Source organism: Streptococcus equi subsp. zooepidemicus, assembly GCF_015689395.1.
In the GTDB taxonomy this organism is placed as follows: Bacteria; Bacillota; Bacilli; order Lactobacillales; family Streptococcaceae; genus Streptococcus; species Streptococcus equi.
The window spans coordinates 1,101,966-1,120,736 of record NZ_CP065054.1 but is presented as its reverse complement, the minus strand read 5'-3'; the positions used below and the strand labels follow the sequence as shown (position 1 = coordinate 1,120,736).

Genomic DNA, 18,771 nt, shown 5'->3' with positions numbered 1-18,771 from the left:
TTAACCTCCTTTCAAAACAAGCATGGACATCTTGTTTTCCTTCTGCATTTGAACATGTAATTGTAAAAGAGATAGGCCAGTGAAGAGTAACAATACTAAGAAAGCAATCACTATCTCTACCTGAAGGAATACACTCGCAACAAATCCGAGTAAAAAGACAACCAATTGAGCCAAGAGGTAATTCCGATGGATTTCTAAAAATCTTAGTCCAGCAATACGTTTGATGAAAATGGCACGTCTAAATTCTTCAAAGTAGAGACTATTCATGGTGTTAAACAACAAGATTGAGGTTGCTATCCCAAGCACAGCTCCTGCAAGCATTACCCAGCGTTCCCTCTGGATATTATTCAACAATGTGATGTAGTTCTGGTATCCTGATTGCATTTCTGAGACCCAATTTTCAATGCCCTGTCTCTGGATAAGCTCCTGGGCATCGGACAACTGATTAAAGAGGACATAATTCTGTACCGCGTCAAACCAAAACATGACGGACTGAGGTCCAGTTGACTGGGGTGTCACGACAATGATAATCGGATCTTTCAGAAACTGTTGATAGGAAATAGGTGTCGTATTATACACAAAACGGTCTTGGCTTGATTCCAAATAAGCTACCGTCGCAGTCATTTGCTGTCGACCATCTTGACTAGACATGCGACTAGTTAAGTCGTCTTCAAAAACAGATTTGTAATGTTCTTCCTCTGAACGGAGATGCTCAGGCAACAGCAAGACAAATTCCCCTAGTGCGAGGTGATTCAGTTTTTGTTCAATAGCCGTATCTACAGGGATATTTTGACGCTCCAAGTATTGCGGTGTTACAATAAGGACATTGCCATTCGGGCTGTAATCTTGCCATTCTGTAGAGGTTGTCAAGTTTTTGGAGGAACTTATGCCATTTTGCATCAGACGATCTATCAATTGGTGTCTGGATAAGATTGCCTTTTGTTCTGAAACAGCCTGATCCATTAAATTATACCAAACGGCGAGTTTCCTTTGAGTCTGCTCATCAAAACCTAGAGCTGTCCCTTCTCGGCTGATCGATAAGATAATCAACTGCCTTTCCTGACTCCAGGCTTCTTTCCCTAGCCTATGCTGCTGCCAGGCTTGGGAATACTTTAAACTACTCCCTGTCCCTAGCGTCACGATAATAACAGCCAATAGCTGACCGATTAAAATCAAACTAATAATTCCTCTAACAGGCACTTGCCCTTTTATAATCTGCATCAGATGTACCTTTTTTATCCCAACTGCGAAGAGTTGAGCAAAAAACAAGGAAATCAACAGCAGTATTAGGTTATAGCTGAGCAAGCCTGCTCCTATGGTCAACAGAGATTCTTTCGGAAGCGAAAGTAACTTTTGCAAAACAATAGTGAGCATGACAGCCAAACCGAAACCGACAGCTATTCCTTTCAAATCCCCAACAACTGGTCTAAGAAAAATTGACCACCGTCGCTCTCCTGAAATAAGACGAATACCTGACGAGCGTAATTGGCTGATTTGGTTAATTAAAGTAAGAGAGCCGAAGGTTAAACAGAAAATCAATAAGCCTATTAACTGAAAACCGAAACTAAATATAGATAGTAAAGTAGATAGTTTAGACGGAATCGTTAGGTGCATGTTTGTCAAGCCAAGATGACTTAGTTCATCCCTTAGCAAGTGAATATCTAAGTGTCCATCAAATATAAAATAGTTAGTTTCAACACTACTATTTTGAGAATCTTCAAGCGTTCTTTCCTGAAGCCCATCAGGTAACTTTCCTTCCCCGAAGGTCGTATAAGAAAAAGCTGTATTGCCTTCTGAGGTTGGATCTTGATGTTGAATCGCAATAAAACTGTCCATCTCTTTTGCTAGTTTTTCCAAGCGTTCTGTAACTTGCTGAAAGGTTGTCTCAGAAGAAGAATCATGCACAGCAATGTTAGGGTAATAATGGGAAACATAAGTATCACTCCAAATGGTAAACACCCAAACAAAGAACAAACTAGCAAGCAAGTTGGATAACAATATAAATAGTTTTTTCATAGTATACCCCTATTCTAAATCAATGACTGTGCTTGTTGGAATTTTATGAATCAATGACATGTCACTTCTCCTTTACCATTATTCTAGTTATTTTTGACTTACAGCGGCAATATAACACAGCTTTCTTCCAGTTTTGTTGAAGAAATGACGCATCTTTAAAAATTGCTTTCGATTTTCTTTTTTCATACCGCGCAGCATAATACGAATCGCATCGACAACCCCTTCATCTTTAATCATGCCAAGTGGGGACATGAGCGTCATGTTACCATAGGAGTAATTGACTGCTGTGAAGCCACTGTTTACCAGCAATTGTCTCCAGGCATCTAACTGCAATGGCGATACGTTCACATTAATCGTATCTCTTAGTTGCTCTATAACAGCCTTTGTTTCATCAGCTTCATAGGAAACATCATGCGTTAGTAAGCGACCACCCGGCTTTAAAACACGCCAATATTCCTTGAGTGCTTTTTCCTTTGCAGCATCATTCAACATGGTTAGCATAGCTTCGTTAATAACAATATCAAAGCTATTATCTGCAAAAGGCAGCTTCAAGGCATTAGCTTGGGTAAGGTGAATATAGTCTTGCATTTGAGCTGCCTCAATAGCCTTTCTTGCCTCCGCCAGTACCTTGGTATCCAAATCCACTGCTGTAATATGACACTGATAAGTCTGTGCCAGCTCAATGGAGGTCGTGCAACGGTTGCAGGCCACCTCCAAGACCTTGCAATCACTCGAAAACTCTCCTTGCTGAATCAGCCAATTTGTCGCCTCAACACCACCAGGCCGTAGTCGTTTCTTTCCCAGTCGAGCTAAAAACTGGTGACCAACTTCTTTTTGAGACATCACATGCCCTCCTATTGCTCTACTATATATCCTCACTTAGAATAAACTAACTGTTAACAAATTGATCAATAAATGATTACTACAACTATATCACACTTAAAGCATATCCTCAATGAAGCTTAAGCATTTCTGATGATTGTTTTTATGATAAATCATAGAATTGGCTCATATTTCTTGTGCTATACGACCTTTTGACTTGCTATTATTTTTTAAATAATATATAATCTAGTTATCAAAACTAGATAAAGGGGTTTTAGTAATGGAATATGATAAGCTGCCCAGCTGGAAGGATTTACCTGATTTGGAGTTATACTTAGATCAAGTGTTACTCTATGTCAATCAAGTCACACAATTGAGTCAAGCCACAGACCATAAGCTACTGACTGCTTCAATGATCAATAACTATGTCAAACATGGCTATATTGATAAACCTATTAAGAAAAAATATCAAAAAAAGCAGGTTGCCCGCTTAATTGCTATTAGCATTTTGAAAAATGTATTTCCTATTCAGGATATTAGTCAAGTCTTGACGAGGCTACAAGCAGCCTCCAGCTCAGAGGTCTTGTACGATACCTTTGTCAACTATTGGAATAATGGCCTTACCCAATCAACGCCTGAAATTATTAGCTATGCTTGTCAAACCGTCAAGGACTATCAGCACACAATGAAGCTTTCAAGAGAAATGGAGGATACCAAGCATGAACCAAACCTTTAAACAAAGTCTCCCACTATCAGTTAATGAAGAGGTCGCAAATAGTGTGACACACGCTATTGGAGCAGCTGCTATGCTGATACTGCTACCCATCACTGCTATTTACTCTTACCAGACTTATGATCTCAAAGCTGCCGTTGGAGCATCTATTTTTATCATCAGCTTATTTCTCATGTTTTTATCATCAACGATTTACCATTCCATGTCCTATGGAACAACTCACAAATACATTTTACGTATCATTGATCATAGCATGATTTATATTGCTATTGCTGGTAGCTATACACCTGTTGCCTTATCCTTGGTTGAGGGCTTGTTGGGCTATGTGATTATCATACTCCAGTGGGGAATCACACTTTTTGGGATTTTGTATAAAATTTTTGCTAAAACGATTAATGAAAAGTTCAGTCTTGCGCTTTACATTATTATGGGCTGGTTGGTCGTTTTTATCCTGCCGGTGATTATCCAAAAGGCCAGTCTGCCATTTGGAATCTTGATGCTACTAGGTGGCTTATCCTATACTGTCGGCGCAGGCTTTTATGCTAAAAAGAAGCCCTATTATCACATGATCTGGCACCTTTTTATCCTTTTAGCCTCTGCTTTACAGGTTATTGCCATTATTTTCTATATGCTGTAAAAAGTAGCTGTTGCTACTTTTTAAACGCGAGCGCTTGCTTACCCCCAGACACCTGGCTTGATTCATGCTATAATAAAGGGCAGTAAATAGTTGAAGGGATCAAAGCAATATGAAAACGGTACATATTTTTTACAATCCTAATTCAGGAAAACCAGAAAAGGACCTGGCTGAAAAGGTCAAGCATTATCTGATTCAAAATGGTTTTTCTGAAGACAAGGTTCAGATTATTACCCCCAAAAATGCTGATCAAGCCTTTCAATTAGCCAAAAAATCCTCACAGGATCATATTGATCTAGTCATTCCTCTAGGCGGAGATGGGACACTTAATAAAATTATTGGAGGTGTTTATGAAGGTGGTGCTCATTCTGTTATTGGACTCGTACCGTCGGGCACTGTCAATAACTTTGCAAAGGCCTTAAACATTCCACTCCAGCTAACTGAGGCACTTGAGACGATTTTATCTGGCACGATTAAAAAAGTAGATATTTGCAAGGTAAACAAGGGCTATATGATTTCTAGCCTAACCTTGGGTCTGCTTGCTGATATTGCGGCTAATGTGACTACAGAAGAAAAACGAAAATTTGGCCCCTTGGCCTTTTTAAAGGATAGTATTAAGATACTAAAACGAAACCGCACATATGCAATTAGCTTAATCAGCCATCATCATGTTCTTCACTTGAAAACCAAATTCTTATTGATTACCACAACCAATACTATAGCAGGTCTTCCATCGTTTTCACCAGGTGCACAAGCTGACGATGGCTTGTGTCAAGTTTACACGATGAGCCGGCTATCATTTCTGAAATGCTTGCGCCATATTAGAGACTTTAGACGGGGGGATTTTTCCAAGGTAAAGGAGATTAGCCATTTTCAAGCTGATTCTCTAAAGCTATTGCCACAATATCAACGTCAATCAGCCATTCCTAGAACTCGCATTGATGGCGATAAGGCTGATGATCTCCCTGTTGAATTGAAGGTTATTCCAAAAGCGATTTCCATTATTGTTAGCCAGTAAAAAGTGCTCTAGGGCACTTTTTACATACACTCATCTCAAATCTGGGGGTTAGAAAAACAAGCTGTAGCTTGTTTTTGCTGGCTTGCAGTACTCTTTTCTTGTCTTAACAGCTAGCTCTTTCATAATATCGGCTTTAACAAAGAAGCTATCTGACTAGTCCGATCTTCTATTCTCAGGACAAACAGCGAGAAAGGGGATTCCCTTTGGATCCTAGAGAACCTTAGCTGTCTCTATGTCTCATCGTAAGTGCAGCCCTATTGACTGACACCAGCTATAGCGATAAGACTGGTCGCATATTATAGAGGATTATCAGGCGATTTAGCTTGACGCTCTTATGGCTTTATTGCTTCTAAGGTTTCTTTAATAGCTTTAGCTGCTGAATGACCACAGGCATTAGCAGCAACCTTAGAGGCTTCTACCTTATCAGAGGCCGTTTCAACAAGCTGTCCACCCTTTTCTTGGATATAACGATTCAAATCCTCAATAGTTTCAGAGCTTTCCTTTAAGAGCTCTTTCTTTTTGGCTGAGGATAGACTTAAATGCGTAACAGCAATCGCTGCTGAACCCAGAAGTAATCCTAAGCCGATTCCATAGCTTTTTTTCATCATCAAACCTACTTTCTATGACCTTCCTTAATCATTTTTTTAGCTAATTTTACAGCTGGTACTACTAAAAGCACCAATTGTAAAAGATCCATATACTTGATTTTTCGTCGTTTTTTCACCATTGTGCTATTTCCTTTTTATCATTTGCACCATGCAATGGACTTTTATTGCGCAGTGTCAGAGGCTGCCTGATTAGGCAGCGCAAGCTAAGAACTATCAGTGTGTCAGATTAGTTTAGATACAGCTAAGCACTAGCTTAGTTACGATAATACCTATCGCCAGGCTATAAGCTCAGCTATCATCAAATCCAAAGTGACAACACTTTTTATTTATTATATTGTCATTTTACTAAAATACAGGTCTATCGTCAATGATTTTGCTTTAGGTAGCAAAAATGTCCAAGATAAAGACCTTGAACATCTGCTATGATGACGTTAATTGATTGAAATCCCAAATATCAGTTACCCAGCCCTCATAAAACTCCGGCTCATGGCAAACCATCAAAATAGAGCCTTTATAGGCTTGCAAGGCGCGCTTTAGCTCCTCCTTGGCATCTACATCTAAATGATTGGTTGGCTCATCTAGGATTAAAACATTGTGCTCACGATTCATTAAGAGACAAAAACGAACCTTGGCTTGCTCACCACCAGAGAGCACCTGAATCTGACTTTCAATATGCTTAGAGGTTAGACCACAACGGGCTAAGGCTGCTCGAACCTCTGCTTGATTTAAAGCAGGAAAAGCGTCCCACACTGCTTCTAGTGGGGTCTGACGCTTAACACCTGCAGTTTCTTGCTCAAAATAACCAAGCTCCACGAAATCTCCTGTTTCCACCTCTCCTGACAGTGGCTGAATAATGCCAAGCAGGCTCTTTAGGAGGGTTGACTTACCAATACCATTAGCACCGATAATTGCAACTTTTTGATGACGCTCAAATGTTAAGTTCAAGGAATCTTTTGTTAAGGGTCTGTCATAGCCGATGACAAGCTCCCTTGTTTGGAAAATAAAGCGGCTTGGTGTTCTTGCTTCCTTAAACTCAAAGCTTGGCTTTGGTTTTTCTGCCTGAAGCTCAATGATTTCCATTTTATCAAGCTTCTTTTGACGGGACATAGCCATATTGCGGGTAGCTACTCTGGCCTTATTACGATTGACAAAATCCTGTAGCTCTGCAATCTCTTTTTGCTGACGCTCATAGGCTGCCTCTAGCTGAGCCTTTTTCATCTCATAGACTTCCTTAAACTGATCGTAATTTCCAGAATACCTAACCAAATTCCGATTATCAACATGATAAACAATATTAATGACATCATTTAAAAAAGGAATATCATGTGAAATGAGCACAAAGGCATTGTCATAATGCTGTAAATAGCGCTTTAACCACTCAATATGCTCAGCATCAAGATAATTGGTCGGCTCGTCCAGCAGCAAAATATCTGGCTTCTCCAGTAACAGCTTGGCCAGCAGAATCTTGGTTCTTTGCCCTCCAGATAAGGAGGTCACTTCTGTTTCCATCCCAAAATCCATAACTCCTAAGGCACGCGCAACCTCATCAATCTTAGCATCTAGGGTATAAAAGTCCCTGCTTTCAAGACGGTCCTGTAGCTCTCCGACCTCCTCCATTAAGGCGTCGACATCAGCTGTCTCCTCTGCCATAGACATGTAAATGGCATTGATACGCTCCTCTGTTTTGAATAGCTCATCAAAGGCTGTCCTAAGAACATCACGCACAGTTTGACCAGGTTCTAAAACGGTATGCTGATCCAAATAGCCTGCTGTAACATACTTTGACCATTCAATCTTACCAGCATCAGGCTGCAAGTGACCAGTAACAATACTCATAAAGGTGGACTTGCCTTCTCCATTTGCTCCTACTAATCCAATATGCTCGCCCTTTAAAAGACGAAAGGAAACATCTTCAAAAATGGCACGATCACCAAATCCATGACTTAACTGCTTAACTTCTAATATGCTCATGATTACTTTCCTTTATTGTCATCAAAAAAGCCGTTAAAACGGCTTACACTCTCTCAATTATGGCAAAAATGCAGCCTTTTGTCAATGAAGGCTGAAAAAGCCTACGTCATACGCATGAAAGATTTTTAGCAAGAACAGAAGGTTTTTTGCATTTTAATGTTCAGCTATTTTAAGAATATGTCTTATTATTTTAGAAACTTTACTATAGGAAAAACCTTAAAAGTGCCTGCTTTAATCCCTACTATCATTCGGAAAGAACTGTTTCGCTCGTTTGTCGTGGAAAGCCGCTCACAACAAAGACATGGAGAGTCTGAGACAACAAGAGCTGCGCTTTAGCCATTTTTAATTGACATGCTTTATTGCCCAGTCTAATTCATTAAAAAGCGAACAGGTCTAGCTTTTGGAATCTCAGAAAACTAGACCTGTTCATTTGTCTTATATTGAGGTAGCCTTTTGTTTCAGCCTCGTCTTTTTCAGGTTTTCAGATCGAACTTAAGGACAAAAAACACTCTCCTGTATCAGCTAACCTTATCATTCATTATAAAGGAAAATGATTTCTAATACAAGGAAATACCGTTATTTCATTAAAAATAACTAAAAATAGTTTGTCAAATCATTAGTTATTAATAGGCTTAGATAACAAAAATGATGATACTGCTAGCAAGGTTAGCTCAACCAAGCCTATTACTCGCTTCTTGCTTTTTTACTGCCTGCCTTAATTGCTTAAAAACAGGGTATAAGAGAGGCACAGCAATAACGGTCACAAGGGCAGTACCAAGACTGCCACCAATTTTGCCAAGTGCTGCCCACAAAGCAACAGACAAGGGCAGCTGGGCGCCAAAATAAGCAATCAAGCTATATTTCACAAGATTCATGACTAATTTTGCTGCTGCTGCTAACAAGCCAATTGCTACAATAATCATCGGTTTATCAACTGATTTCAGAAGTTTCTCATAAATCACATGAAGCAGGTAACAAACCACTAAGGCTTCAAGCACTGTTATCCAGACCACAGCCGCATAGCCATTAATCATATCAAACAGTCCTAGACCAATGGCTGCCACCAAAGCTGCCCTTCTAGCACCATACAATAAAACAGCCACCACCACTAAGGCATTCCCTAGATGAATAAATTGGGTTCCAACTGGAATACGCAGCAGTTCAACCGATATAAAAATAAGAGCAGCAAATAGGCTAAGCTCGATCTGATCAGTCAATCGTTTTGATGTCATCTTTTTCCTCCAATAATCTTCTAAACGCGGCTCCCAAGCTGCCCAATTCTGCTTCGTAGGCAATTCCAAGTGAAAGCTCTCGATTTAGCGCAACAGTAGCCGCTAACGACTTGTCTAAGAAGCTAATAACCATATCCAACAACTCATCAATAGCAAGCCTGTGAAAATACCCAGCGCTAACAATAGCAGAGACAAGATCACCCGTACCATAAAAGTGATAAGGGTATCGTTTTCCAAAATGATAGCTAACCGTCCCTGATGCCTTTTGATAATAAGCAAAGCCGATGTGCTGATCATCAAAGGATATGCCAGTAAGGACAATATCTCTAGGTCCTAGTGTAGCTAGCTTAAACAATAGCCTCTCCAAATCCTCTCTGCTATAGGTCTCTCCCAAATAGGGAATATCAGCTAACAAACAAGCTTCCGTCACATTTGGCAATATCAGCCGTGCAGCTTGAGCGAGCAATCTCATTGCCGATAAATGCTGCGGGGTTAGCTGCGCATACATGCTTCCCTTGTCAGCCATGATAGGATCTAGCACAAAGGGAAGCTGATGCTTTTTGATGTAATCAAGAATGATCAAAGCATCATCAGGACGGTACAAATAACCGGAAAAAAAGCCATCAAAGACAAGACCCGCTTGAGACCAAGCTGTCAAAAATGGCTTCACCCCCTCTGACGTGCTCTGAATATAAGGCGTCTTAGCAATTGCGGTGTGGCTTGATAACAAACAGGTTGGAAGAACGGCCTGTTCAATCTGGCAAGCCGCCATAATGGGAATACTAGCGGACAGAGCAACCTTGCCAACTCCGACAATATCATTTGCAACAATAACACGTTTTAACAACCAATAAGCTCCTTCATCTCTTTTTTAACTATTGTAAGAAAATCCCTGATGAGATACAATAAGGATAGATTTCATCTGTATGGGGACACTTATGACAAGTAAATATCAACAAATCATTGCAGACCTAGAGCAAGCCATGCAATCAAACCAATTCAAAAAGGGAGAGAAACTCCCTTCTATTAGACAATTAAGTCAACAGTATCACTGCAGCAAGGATACAGTGCAAAGAGCACTTTTAGCCTTACAATACAAGCGCCTCATTTATGCTATTCCAAAAAGTGGCTATTATGTGCTTGGTAAAATTGAAGAAAAGCAGCATTCTTTTGAGCTAAGCCTTGAGGATTATAATCAGTTGGCCTATGAGGATTTTCGGCTCTGCCTAAATGAAGCCCTAGACGGTAAAGATTCTGATTTATTTAATTACTATCATAAGGCTGAGGGACTTGAGGAGCTGCGAGAGGCTTTGCTACCTTATTTGGCTGATAATGGGATTTACGCTAACAAAAATCAGCTGCTAATTACCTCGGGTACACAACAGGCCCTTTACATTTTAGCTCAAATGAGGTTTCCCAATGGCCGCCATCACATTCTCCTTGAGACACCGACCTATCACCGAATGGAGCAGCTAGCGACTTCCTTAGGCTTACCCTACCAAACCATTGAACGCGATTTCAACGGTATCAATCTTCATCAGCTTGAAAGCATCTTTAAAACCGGACAGATCGCTTTTTTCTATACTATTTCACGATTTTCAAACCCTCTTGGCCTATCCTACAGCAAAAAAGAAAAGGAAAGCATTATTCGGCTGGCAGAGCAGTATCAGGTTTACATCGTAGAGGACGATTATCTAGGGGACTTTGCATCGCATAGTGAGCTTCCGCTACACTACTACGACACTCAACACCGGGTCATCTATCTGAAATCATTTTCAATGAGCGTCTTTCCTGCTCTGCGCATTGGAGCCCTGCTTTTACCTGATGATCTCAAGGAAGGCTTTTTGTTACAAAAGTCAATGATTGACCTTGATACCAACCTGATCATGCAAAAGGCACTAGCATTATATTTAGCAAATGGTATGTTTCAAAAAAACCTAAAGCAAATGAGGCATTTTTTCAACAATAGAGCGCATAACTTACTAGATTTTCTACAAAAACACCTTCCTAACCTAGCTTATCAGCTCACTCCTCAAGCACTGATTATTCAATTAGATAAAGCATTCAATCGCAAAAAGCTTCTTAAAACACACCATGCCCAAATCATCTCAACAAGAAAAGCAAGGTATCTGATTCTAACAATCAGCCCTGACATGCCATCTAAGCTGCTTGACTTGTTTTCAGTGACACATGAAAAGACCCAAGAATAGCTCATTGGGTCTCAGTGTCATAAAAATGTCAATAGCTATTTGATTTGCTCGAATCGTAAATGAACACTAATGCTATCGCCGTAGCCATTTCTCTCCAAATCTCTTTGGAGGCGGTAAGCAATATAATGCTCTGCAATAGTCATGTAGCCTGCGTCAATCAGACGATTTTCAACAAGTGATTGAATCATATTAATCGTCGGACGCTCCGCCTGCACCTCCTCTAGATCAATAACAACCTTTTTAGTTACTTGAGCTAGATGCTGTCTCCAGCTGTCATCAATCACATAAACTGTTCTTGCTGCCTTGATCAAAGCCTGATAAATCTTATCCGGATCAAAGTCTGCCAGCTGACCGTCACGCTTAATAATTTGCATAAGAGCGCCTCTTTTCATTTAGTTTCATTGCTTACATTCATTATGCAAATGTTTTCATCATTTGTCAAGCTATTAGGCTCCTATGCCTCTTAGGAATGATCAGTCAAAAGAGACACTAGAATCAAATAAATTGTCCTGTGCTGGTTGGACAAGCCCACGCTCGTGCAGGGTCTCTGCAATCTGAACAGAATTCCAGGCTGCGCCCTTGAGCAAATTGTCAGATACCACCCACATGTGAATGCCCTTTTCAACATCTAAATCCTTACGAAGCCTTCCTACAAAGGTCGCACAACTGCCAACAGCATTAACGGCCTGCGGGTATCGCTGCACTCCGGTATCGTCCTCTAAAACAGCACCCGGAAATTGTGCAATCGCCTCCTTAACAGCTTCGATAGTAGCTACTGCCTTGGTCTCAATATAAATAGATTCTGAATGGGCTGATAAAACGGGTATACGAACACAGGTCGCAGACACCTTAATCGTATCGTCCTCCATGATTTTTTTCGTTTCATTTGTCATTTTCATCTCTTCATAGGTGTAGTCATTTTCAGTGAAACGATCAATCTGTGGTAAAGCATTAAAAGCAATTGGATAATGTCTCTTGTCACCAGCTGACGGTAAAACACTTGCCTCCACCTCCTTAGGAGACAAGCCCTGGTTAATAACCTGGTCATACTGAGCTAGGGTCTCACGAATCGCTGATTGACCAGCACCTGAAACAGCCTGATAGGTGGAAACAATAATACGCTCAAGACCCCACCTTTGACGAATAGGCTCCAGCGCTATCATCATTTGAATCGTAGAGCAATTAGGGCAAGCAACAAGGCCTTGATGTGTATCAAGAGCGTGAGCATTTACCTCAGGAACAACAAGTGGAACAGCTGGGTGCTGACGAAAATAAGAGGTATTGTCAACCACAACAGCACCTGCCGCAACAGCATAAGGGGCATATTTTGCAGAAACATTGCCTCCTGCTGAAAAAAGGGCTAGATCAATGCCTTGGAAGGCTGCTTTTGTTAGCTCCTCAACAACAAAATCCTCTCCCTTAAATGAGAGGATTTTTCCTGCTGAACGTGCAGACGCTAATAATTTAATAGCTGAAATAGGCAGTCTTGACTCCTCCAGCATCTTAATCATTTGCTGACCGACAGCGCCTGTCGCTCCAACCACTGCTACTGTATATCCCATAGGTCTACCTCACTTTAACTGATGATAATGGACCTATTATAGCCTATTTCATCACAAAAGAAAAGCAAGCTAGAAGCCAGAACAAACGCATGAAGAAAATCATTTATTGAAAAAGTTGTGAAAATAGCAAAATAGCCATTTTAGGGTATTTTGACAGAGTGTTTCCTGAATTGTTATATTCTCCCTCTATAAACTTTTCTTGAAAAATTTCTTTTCTGCAACTATCGCTATGGCTTTCCTATTTTTCAGAACAAGTTTTCGCATTTCAGAAATATCTTGGAAATTTTTTCTTCATGCGTTTGTCGTAGCTAGAAGCCTATGATATGACAGTCAATAGATAAGTTTTTCACATCAGTGCTATTGTTCCATGATAACATACCCCCTTAGGAGTGGCAGTTATGCTATGGATATGATGAGAGTCACATCTAACACAGTGAGATGAACTAAACATCACAACAAAAAAAGCTGAGAAAAACTCTCAGCTCTCAGGGGCATTCGTATCACGAATGTGATAAAAAGGTTCACACAAATTATCAAAGTCGGCTCCTGCCTTAATGACCTCCCCAGCACAACTGTGATTTAAAAACCACAATCGACTCATCGCATAGGTCTATTATAGCAAACATATCATCTCTTTACAAGAGGGGAGCTATTGTTTTAACCAATAAACCAACGAGCTTTTGATACCAAGGTCTTTGCCTTAGCTGACTTTCTGTGACTAGCTTAGAGCTTGCCTGGGTTTCTTTGAAATCCTGAACAATGTCTGCAATAACAGAGGAACGATAAAGGTAGGTGGCGCATTCAAAATGATGATAGAGGCTGCGATAATCCAGATTAATGGTTCCAACGACTGCCTTAGAATCATCTGAAATAAAGACCTTAGAATGCACAAATCCCGGACTATATTCGTAGATTTTAACTCCTGAGGTGATCAAGCCTTTATAGTAGGTTTTAGCAAGGGCATAAGGAACAGCCTTGTCAGGCTTACCTGGCATAATAATCCGAATATCCACCCCTCGCTCTGCTGCAAATCTGAGAGCATGCTCTGTTTCGCCATCCAAAATCAGGTACGGAGTCATGATATAAACATATTCCTTAGCGTGATTTAAGATATCAATATAGACGTTTCTGCCAATTTTGTCGGTATCAAGTGGTGAGTCTGCATAAGGAATGACATAGCCATCTGAGGCGACCTCCTCTGTATGCTGGGACAGATAAGGCTCCACGATCAGCCTTTTTTCGGTAATTGACCACATTTGTAAAAACATGATCAAAAAGCTATCAACAGCCTCACCCTTTAGCATAAGACCTGCGTCCTTCCAATGCCCAAAGCGTTTGACTTCATTAATGTACTCATCAGCTAGGTTAATACCGCCTGTAAAGGCCACCTCTCCATCAATCACCACAATTTTACGATGATCCCGATAATTGTAGTAGGTTGAAATAAAAGGCGAGATCGGCAAAAAAGACTTTGCTTTGATACCAATGCGTTCAAGTCTGGCAGCATAATCCGCTGATAAGGTCGACAGCTCTGTCATGCCATCAAAAAGAACGCGAACCTCTACTCCCTCTTGCACCTTCTTTTCTAAAATTCCTAAAATTTCTCCCCACATCTGCCCCTCTGCAATGATAAAAAATTCTAGAAAAATATAGGACTTAGCCAATAAAAGCTGAGTTTTTAAACCTTCAAAAAAGGCTTCTCCGATGGGAAAGTAGGTAGCTTGAGTCTTGCGATAAATGGGAAAGTTCCCACGACTGCGCTCTAAATACTGAACGAGGTGATAGGTCGTTGAGGTATGCCCCTTCAACGCCTGTAAAATAGCGTCATCATCTCTCAAGTAAGGAGAAGACAAGTCAACTAAATGGTTAATTCGCTGCTTTAGGTCACGATAACCCCAATCTAATTTAGTGTAAATAAGAAATAAAGAGCCTAGTAAAGGGGCTATCATAATAAGAATCAGCCATGTCACCCTTGAAATAGCGTCCATATCACTATTCACCAGGTACAAGACAATTGAAATTGAAAAAATACGCTCAATAATAGCAATTAAAACACGATACTGCTCCATCCAAGCATAGGACTGGCATAAAAAGAAGATTTGCAGAACGATCAAAGCAGCAATAATGGTTGTTCTGCTAAAAATCCCCCTCAGCAATCCTTTTTTCCCTTTATGGAGCAGGTATCTTACTTTTTTATTCTTTTTGATAGTCAACCCTCCAGCTTTATTTTTTCTTATTATATCATAAAACTGGAGGCCATGATTTAAGTCGCTGCTAAAAGTTTCAGCAATTAGTGCAAGCATTAAAAAAGACCTCAATACTTCCTTTACAGCCTGTAATCCTCATAAGACCTATTGCCTCAAAAACTAAAAAAGATTGAAGGAGATATGATTCCCCTTCAATCCAAGTCTCATCAGGTGATGAGATTAATTATCTGATTTCTTTTTAAATAAGCCTAGAGATAGGCTAGCTAGTAGCATACCTAAGCCTGCTAATAATGATGAGCCTTGTTTCTCTGAGGTTTTAGGAAGCTCATAGCTAGGCGATGAGGTCATCGGTTTTACTGCACTATCTTGCTTCATGACTAACGGCTGCTTAGAACCTGAATTATTACCCTTAGGTGACTGCTGCTCCTTAGATGAGTCATTGCCCTTTGGCTGCTCTGGCATTGGTGTCTCAGGCTCAGGCTGCTTGTCGTCTTTAATCTCTGGTTCCTTTTGTTTTAAAAGGTCCGCAAGAGCAATCGCGTTAAAGTTGCCAAATTCATCTTCGACGATTACTTTTAGTGCTGCCATATCAACCTCAACCTCTTCACCTGATAGCTCGGAGGTCACTGTTTTTGGAATGATAACTGTGCCGTCCTCAGCCAATTGGAAGTAATTGATCACAATATCTGCTTCCTCTCCTTCTCCAATCTCGACAATATGGCCAACCTGAATACGGTAGGCTGAGAATTTAGCAGTGTCGATCTTAAGTGTTCTGGTAGATTCGTCATAGGAAGCTGATTTTGGTAGCTCTGGTAGGCTTGTTTTCACTTGAACCTTAAAGTCTTGCTTTTGAGCCTCAGCACCATCTGCTACAGGAGTATACCAAACGCGATAGGTATAGCTACCATCTGCTACAGGCTGATCATTGGCGTCTTTTCCACTCCATTTTGTATGCTCAAAGCGATACGGTAACACAGCACTCGCTTGATAGTATTTCTGTGCTGTAGCAACATCACTTTCCCAAACGACCTGACCCTGATGATCAAGCACCTGAGCCTTAATGTCCTTAACGCTTCTTAGGAATACCCCTTGGAAGAGAATAAAGTCCTTATTGCCATCATCATTTGGGGAAATTAAGAAGGTTCTATTTGCCTCTTTTGCTATCAAATCCTTTTGATCAGCTGATTCCTGTGTTCCTAAAATGATATACCGTTCTGCTTCAGGACCTAGCTCGTTGACTGTACCATTTTTTGTATCCTGAGACAAGAAGTATGGGCTGACCTGACCAATCAAAGCAGTTAGCTTGCTGAATTTCTCTGGTAATATGTATTTACCTGTTTCAGGATCTTGCTCAAGCTTTTGATAAAAGGCACCATGCTCAAGCGTCTCATAAATAGGAGTATCTAAGGCTGGCAAGTTAGCAAAATCACCCCTAAAGCCACTAAATGGAATACTCATCAATTCTTCCTTAGTGTCTAAATTGTCTGTGAAACGGACAAAGCCTTCAAGGAAGTAGCCATTGGGCATTGCTTTTAACAATTCAGCAGCGTAAGCCTTAGCGTCAACAGAAACTTGAATATGCTGCTGGTCCTCGGTGATATTAATTTCCTGCCACTCTGAATCCTTTAATGCTTTTGGCTGCAAGGTGAAGTGACCATCTTTAGTTTGATCAGTGATTAGGTTGACTTGGAAATAAAGCTTTTTAGGCCCTTGATTTTTCGATAGGGCATTAACATTTAGATTAATGACAAATTCATCTGTAATGTTCCCCAGATTGATTTTAGGGTTTTGCTTCTGATCAGTAAGGTAATAGCTGGCTGCTAGTGCCTTTTGACCATCTACCTCACCAGCACCCTGCTGGCGTGGAGAAATATAAGCCTTGTTTTCTGTGCTATAAAGTGTTCTTGCTGAGCTCATCAACACAGCTCTAACAAGCTGAGAAAGCTCCTTATCAGAAAGCTCTGGGAATTTCTCTTTGTAAGCTTTATGTAGCATGGCCACAAGCCCTGACACCATAGGTGTTGACATGCTTGTACCAGTCTTGTAATCATATTGGTTACCATGAATTGCAGAGTAGACATTGACACCAGGTGCTGAAATATCTGGCTTGATACGACCTTCTGCTGTCACACCCCAGCTGGATTGGCTGATAACGCGGCCACCAGCATTGCTAGACATTTTCTCATAGGCCTTATTAAAGGTAAAGCTTTGACCTTTTTTAAGAGCTTGAGCGTCCTTGTAGCTCATAAAGCCAACAGGAATGTGAGCTTCCTTTGGAATAGAGGCCTTTTCAATCGTAAAGCTTCCTTCAAGCGCATTGTTATTGTAGATAATCACACCGCTAGCACCAGCTTTAACAGCATTTTCAATCTTTTGATAAAAGCTAAGTGAGCCGCCACGTTCAATCAAAGCAACCTTGCCTTTAATATCAAGACCAGTAAAGTGAGAGGCTTCACCGAATTTGGCATCAGCCACAAAGTAATCCTGATCAGCATCAAATGAGTCGCCCTCTGACATAAAGATAGCTAGTTTTTGACTACCGTCTGCGGTCTTAGTATTGACAGACTGGCTAATAGCGTAAACAGGATTGGAAGCCGCAACACTGATAACCTCTTCAAAAATAGCTGGACTATTAAGGGTACCAAAATCAGGATTTGCTGCTAGAGGCTCTCGAGTTCCCATACCAACTGCACTCTCATTACCAGCTCCAGCAACCAACAAAACACCCTTTTCTTGAGCATAGGCTATAGCCTTTTTAACGTCCTCATGAACCGTTGATAAGGAATCCGCTGTTTTTCCAAAGCTCATGCTAATCACTGTAGCTCCTAGATTAACCGCGTCTGTGATCGCCTTAGCATAGGATTTTGCAAATTGATCCCTTTCTGGGGCACCAGTTACCTTCATCAGCATAAGAGAAGCATTTGGTGCAATCCCCTCAACACGAAGGCCATTTCCTGCTGGTGTTTTCCCATTACCTGCTGCTATAGCGGCAGTATGGTTACCATGACCATTATCAGCGGTCAAGCCGCCAATATCATCTGATTGCTTGGTGTAATCGTAGGCAAAAATAATTTTTTCGTTGTACCACTTACCGTATGTGATGTGCTGATCCTGCTTTTTAGCAAGAAATACCTCTTTAGCAGGAATAGTATCGCTATTTTTTAAGTCTGAATCAAGCTTAAAGGCGTCATGCTCAGGATCAAAGGAAACATCAATAACAGCAATAACCGCTCCGCTTCCCTTTTGTGTTTGCTCTTGTAAGGCTTTAGCGTTGACCGAGTCATTCAGTGATAAATTGGTCGGTGCTATACTCTCTGGGCCTTCTGCAAAGGCTGATATTTCTTTTTCTGTTTTAGCCTCTGTTTCTGAAGCCGCCTGGCTGCTTGCTGCTGCTTGAGAATTGTCACCTGTAGCAATAGCTTCAACAGCTACAACTGGACTCGCTTGTGATACAGAAGCGTCTGAGCCCTGCTGCTCCTCGGCAAATACAGACTGACTGTGAAGCAATAAAATACTTGTTGTTGCCAGTGTTAACTGGCATAATAAACTTTTCTTTGAGTGATATTTTTTAGTCACTAATAAAACCTCCATTTGTACCTGACTATAATAATATAACAATATCTCTTTATTAACAATAGATTTGTGAAAAATTAATCTTATCATTTAACATTAAAAGTCAGATTATTAAAAAATATCCCCACCAAAGCAGAACTAAAGCATTAATGTTTGTCAATATGACACCTCTACTGGTAAAAAAA

General features: G+C 40.6%; 14 protein-coding genes. 4 read left to right on the top strand and 10 right to left on the bottom strand.

Going from position 1 to position 18,771, the window contains the following annotated elements; translation table 11 throughout:
* A complete protein-coding gene (locus I2432_RS05335) occupies window positions 1–2,016 on the bottom strand; it encodes a DUF1430 domain-containing protein (protein WP_206158624.1) in 2,016 nt (671 codons plus the stop codon).
* A gap of 87 nt (window positions 2,017–2,103) precedes the next feature.
* Entirely contained in the window at window positions 2,104–2,859 is a 756-nt protein-coding gene (locus tag I2432_RS05330; protein WP_206158623.1) for a class I SAM-dependent methyltransferase, read from the bottom strand.
* Between the two features lie 259 nt (window positions 2,860–3,118).
* On the opposite strand from I2432_RS05330, the gene I2432_RS05325 reads away from it, so the two are divergent.
* From I2432_RS05325 to I2432_RS05315, 3 genes are all read left to right on the top strand, one after another.
* Entirely contained in the window at window positions 3,119–3,574 is a 456-nt protein-coding gene (locus I2432_RS05325) for a DUF1836 domain-containing protein (RefSeq protein ID WP_043983552.1), read from the top strand.
* Window positions 3,558–4,208 carry a PAQR family membrane homeostasis protein TrhA gene (gene trhA / locus I2432_RS05320; RefSeq protein ID WP_012515586.1) on the top strand — a complete coding sequence of 217 codons (651 nt, stop codon included), beginning with the start codon at window positions 3,558–3,560 and terminating at the stop codon, window positions 4,206–4,208. Before I2432_RS05325 ends, trhA begins: the two co-directional genes overlap by 17 nt.
* Before the next feature lie 109 nt (window positions 4,209–4,317).
* Window positions 4,318–5,223, top strand: a complete 906-nt coding sequence (locus tag I2432_RS05315) for a diacylglycerol/lipid kinase family protein (protein WP_206158622.1) — start codon at window positions 4,318–4,320, stop codon at window positions 5,221–5,223.
* A gap of 332 nt (window positions 5,224–5,555) precedes the next feature.
* Here I2432_RS05315 and I2432_RS05310 read toward each other — a convergent pair whose 3' ends face one another.
* From I2432_RS05310 to I2432_RS05295, 4 genes are all read right to left on the bottom strand, one after another.
* Window positions 5,556–5,831 carry a hypothetical protein gene (locus I2432_RS05310; protein WP_249093412.1) on the bottom strand — a complete coding sequence of 92 codons (276 nt, stop codon included), beginning with the start codon at window positions 5,829–5,831 and terminating at the stop codon, window positions 5,556–5,558.
* 420 nt (window positions 5,832–6,251) lie between these two features.
* Window positions 6,252–7,802 carry an ABC-F family ATP-binding cassette domain-containing protein gene (locus tag I2432_RS05305; RefSeq protein WP_206158621.1) on the bottom strand — a complete coding sequence of 517 codons (1,551 nt, stop codon included), beginning with the start codon at window positions 7,800–7,802 and terminating at the stop codon, window positions 6,252–6,254.
* A gap of 671 nt (window positions 7,803–8,473) precedes the next feature.
* On the bottom strand, window positions 8,474–9,034 hold the full coding sequence (locus tag I2432_RS05300; RefSeq protein ID WP_041790444.1) for an ECF transporter S component: 561 nt from the start codon (window positions 9,032–9,034) through the stop codon (window positions 8,474–8,476).
* Window positions 9,012–9,881, bottom strand: a complete 870-nt coding sequence (locus tag I2432_RS05295) for a pyridoxamine kinase (RefSeq protein ID WP_206158620.1) — start codon at window positions 9,879–9,881, stop codon at window positions 9,012–9,014. The genes I2432_RS05300 and I2432_RS05295 overlap by 23 nt, the downstream gene beginning before the upstream one ends.
* Before the next feature lie 91 nt (window positions 9,882–9,972).
* On the opposite strand from I2432_RS05295, the gene I2432_RS05290 reads away from it, so the two are divergent.
* Window positions 9,973–11,244 carry an aminotransferase-like domain-containing protein gene (locus I2432_RS05290; protein WP_206158619.1) on the top strand — a complete coding sequence of 424 codons (1,272 nt, stop codon included), beginning with the start codon at window positions 9,973–9,975 and terminating at the stop codon, window positions 11,242–11,244.
* A 35-nt stretch (window positions 11,245–11,279) separates the two neighbouring features.
* On the opposite strand, the gene I2432_RS05285 is transcribed toward I2432_RS05290, so the two are convergent.
* The 4 genes from I2432_RS05285 to I2432_RS10425 all read right to left on the bottom strand — a co-directional run bounded on the left by I2432_RS05285 (window position 11,280) and on the right by I2432_RS10425 (window position 18,589).
* The gene (locus tag I2432_RS05285) at window positions 11,280–11,618 is read right to left on the bottom strand and encodes an ATP cone domain-containing protein (protein ID WP_012515578.1); all 339 of its coding nucleotides are present in this window, start codon (window positions 11,616–11,618) and stop codon (window positions 11,280–11,282) included.
* A gap of 99 nt (window positions 11,619–11,717) precedes the next feature.
* A complete protein-coding gene (locus I2432_RS05280) occupies window positions 11,718–12,806 on the bottom strand; it encodes an aspartate-semialdehyde dehydrogenase (RefSeq protein WP_043030778.1) in 1,089 nt (362 codons plus the stop codon).
* A gap of 635 nt (window positions 12,807–13,441) precedes the next feature.
* On the bottom strand, window positions 13,442–15,019 hold the full coding sequence (cls, locus tag I2432_RS05275) for a cardiolipin synthase (protein ID WP_206158618.1): 1,578 nt from the start codon (window positions 15,017–15,019) through the stop codon (window positions 13,442–13,444).
* Window positions 15,020–15,232: 213 nt separating this feature from the next.
* The gene (locus I2432_RS10425; protein WP_206158617.1) at window positions 15,233–18,589 is read right to left on the bottom strand and encodes a S8 family serine peptidase; all 3,357 of its coding nucleotides are present in this window, start codon (window positions 18,587–18,589) and stop codon (window positions 15,233–15,235) included.
* Window positions 18,590–18,771 lie beyond the last annotated feature (182 nt).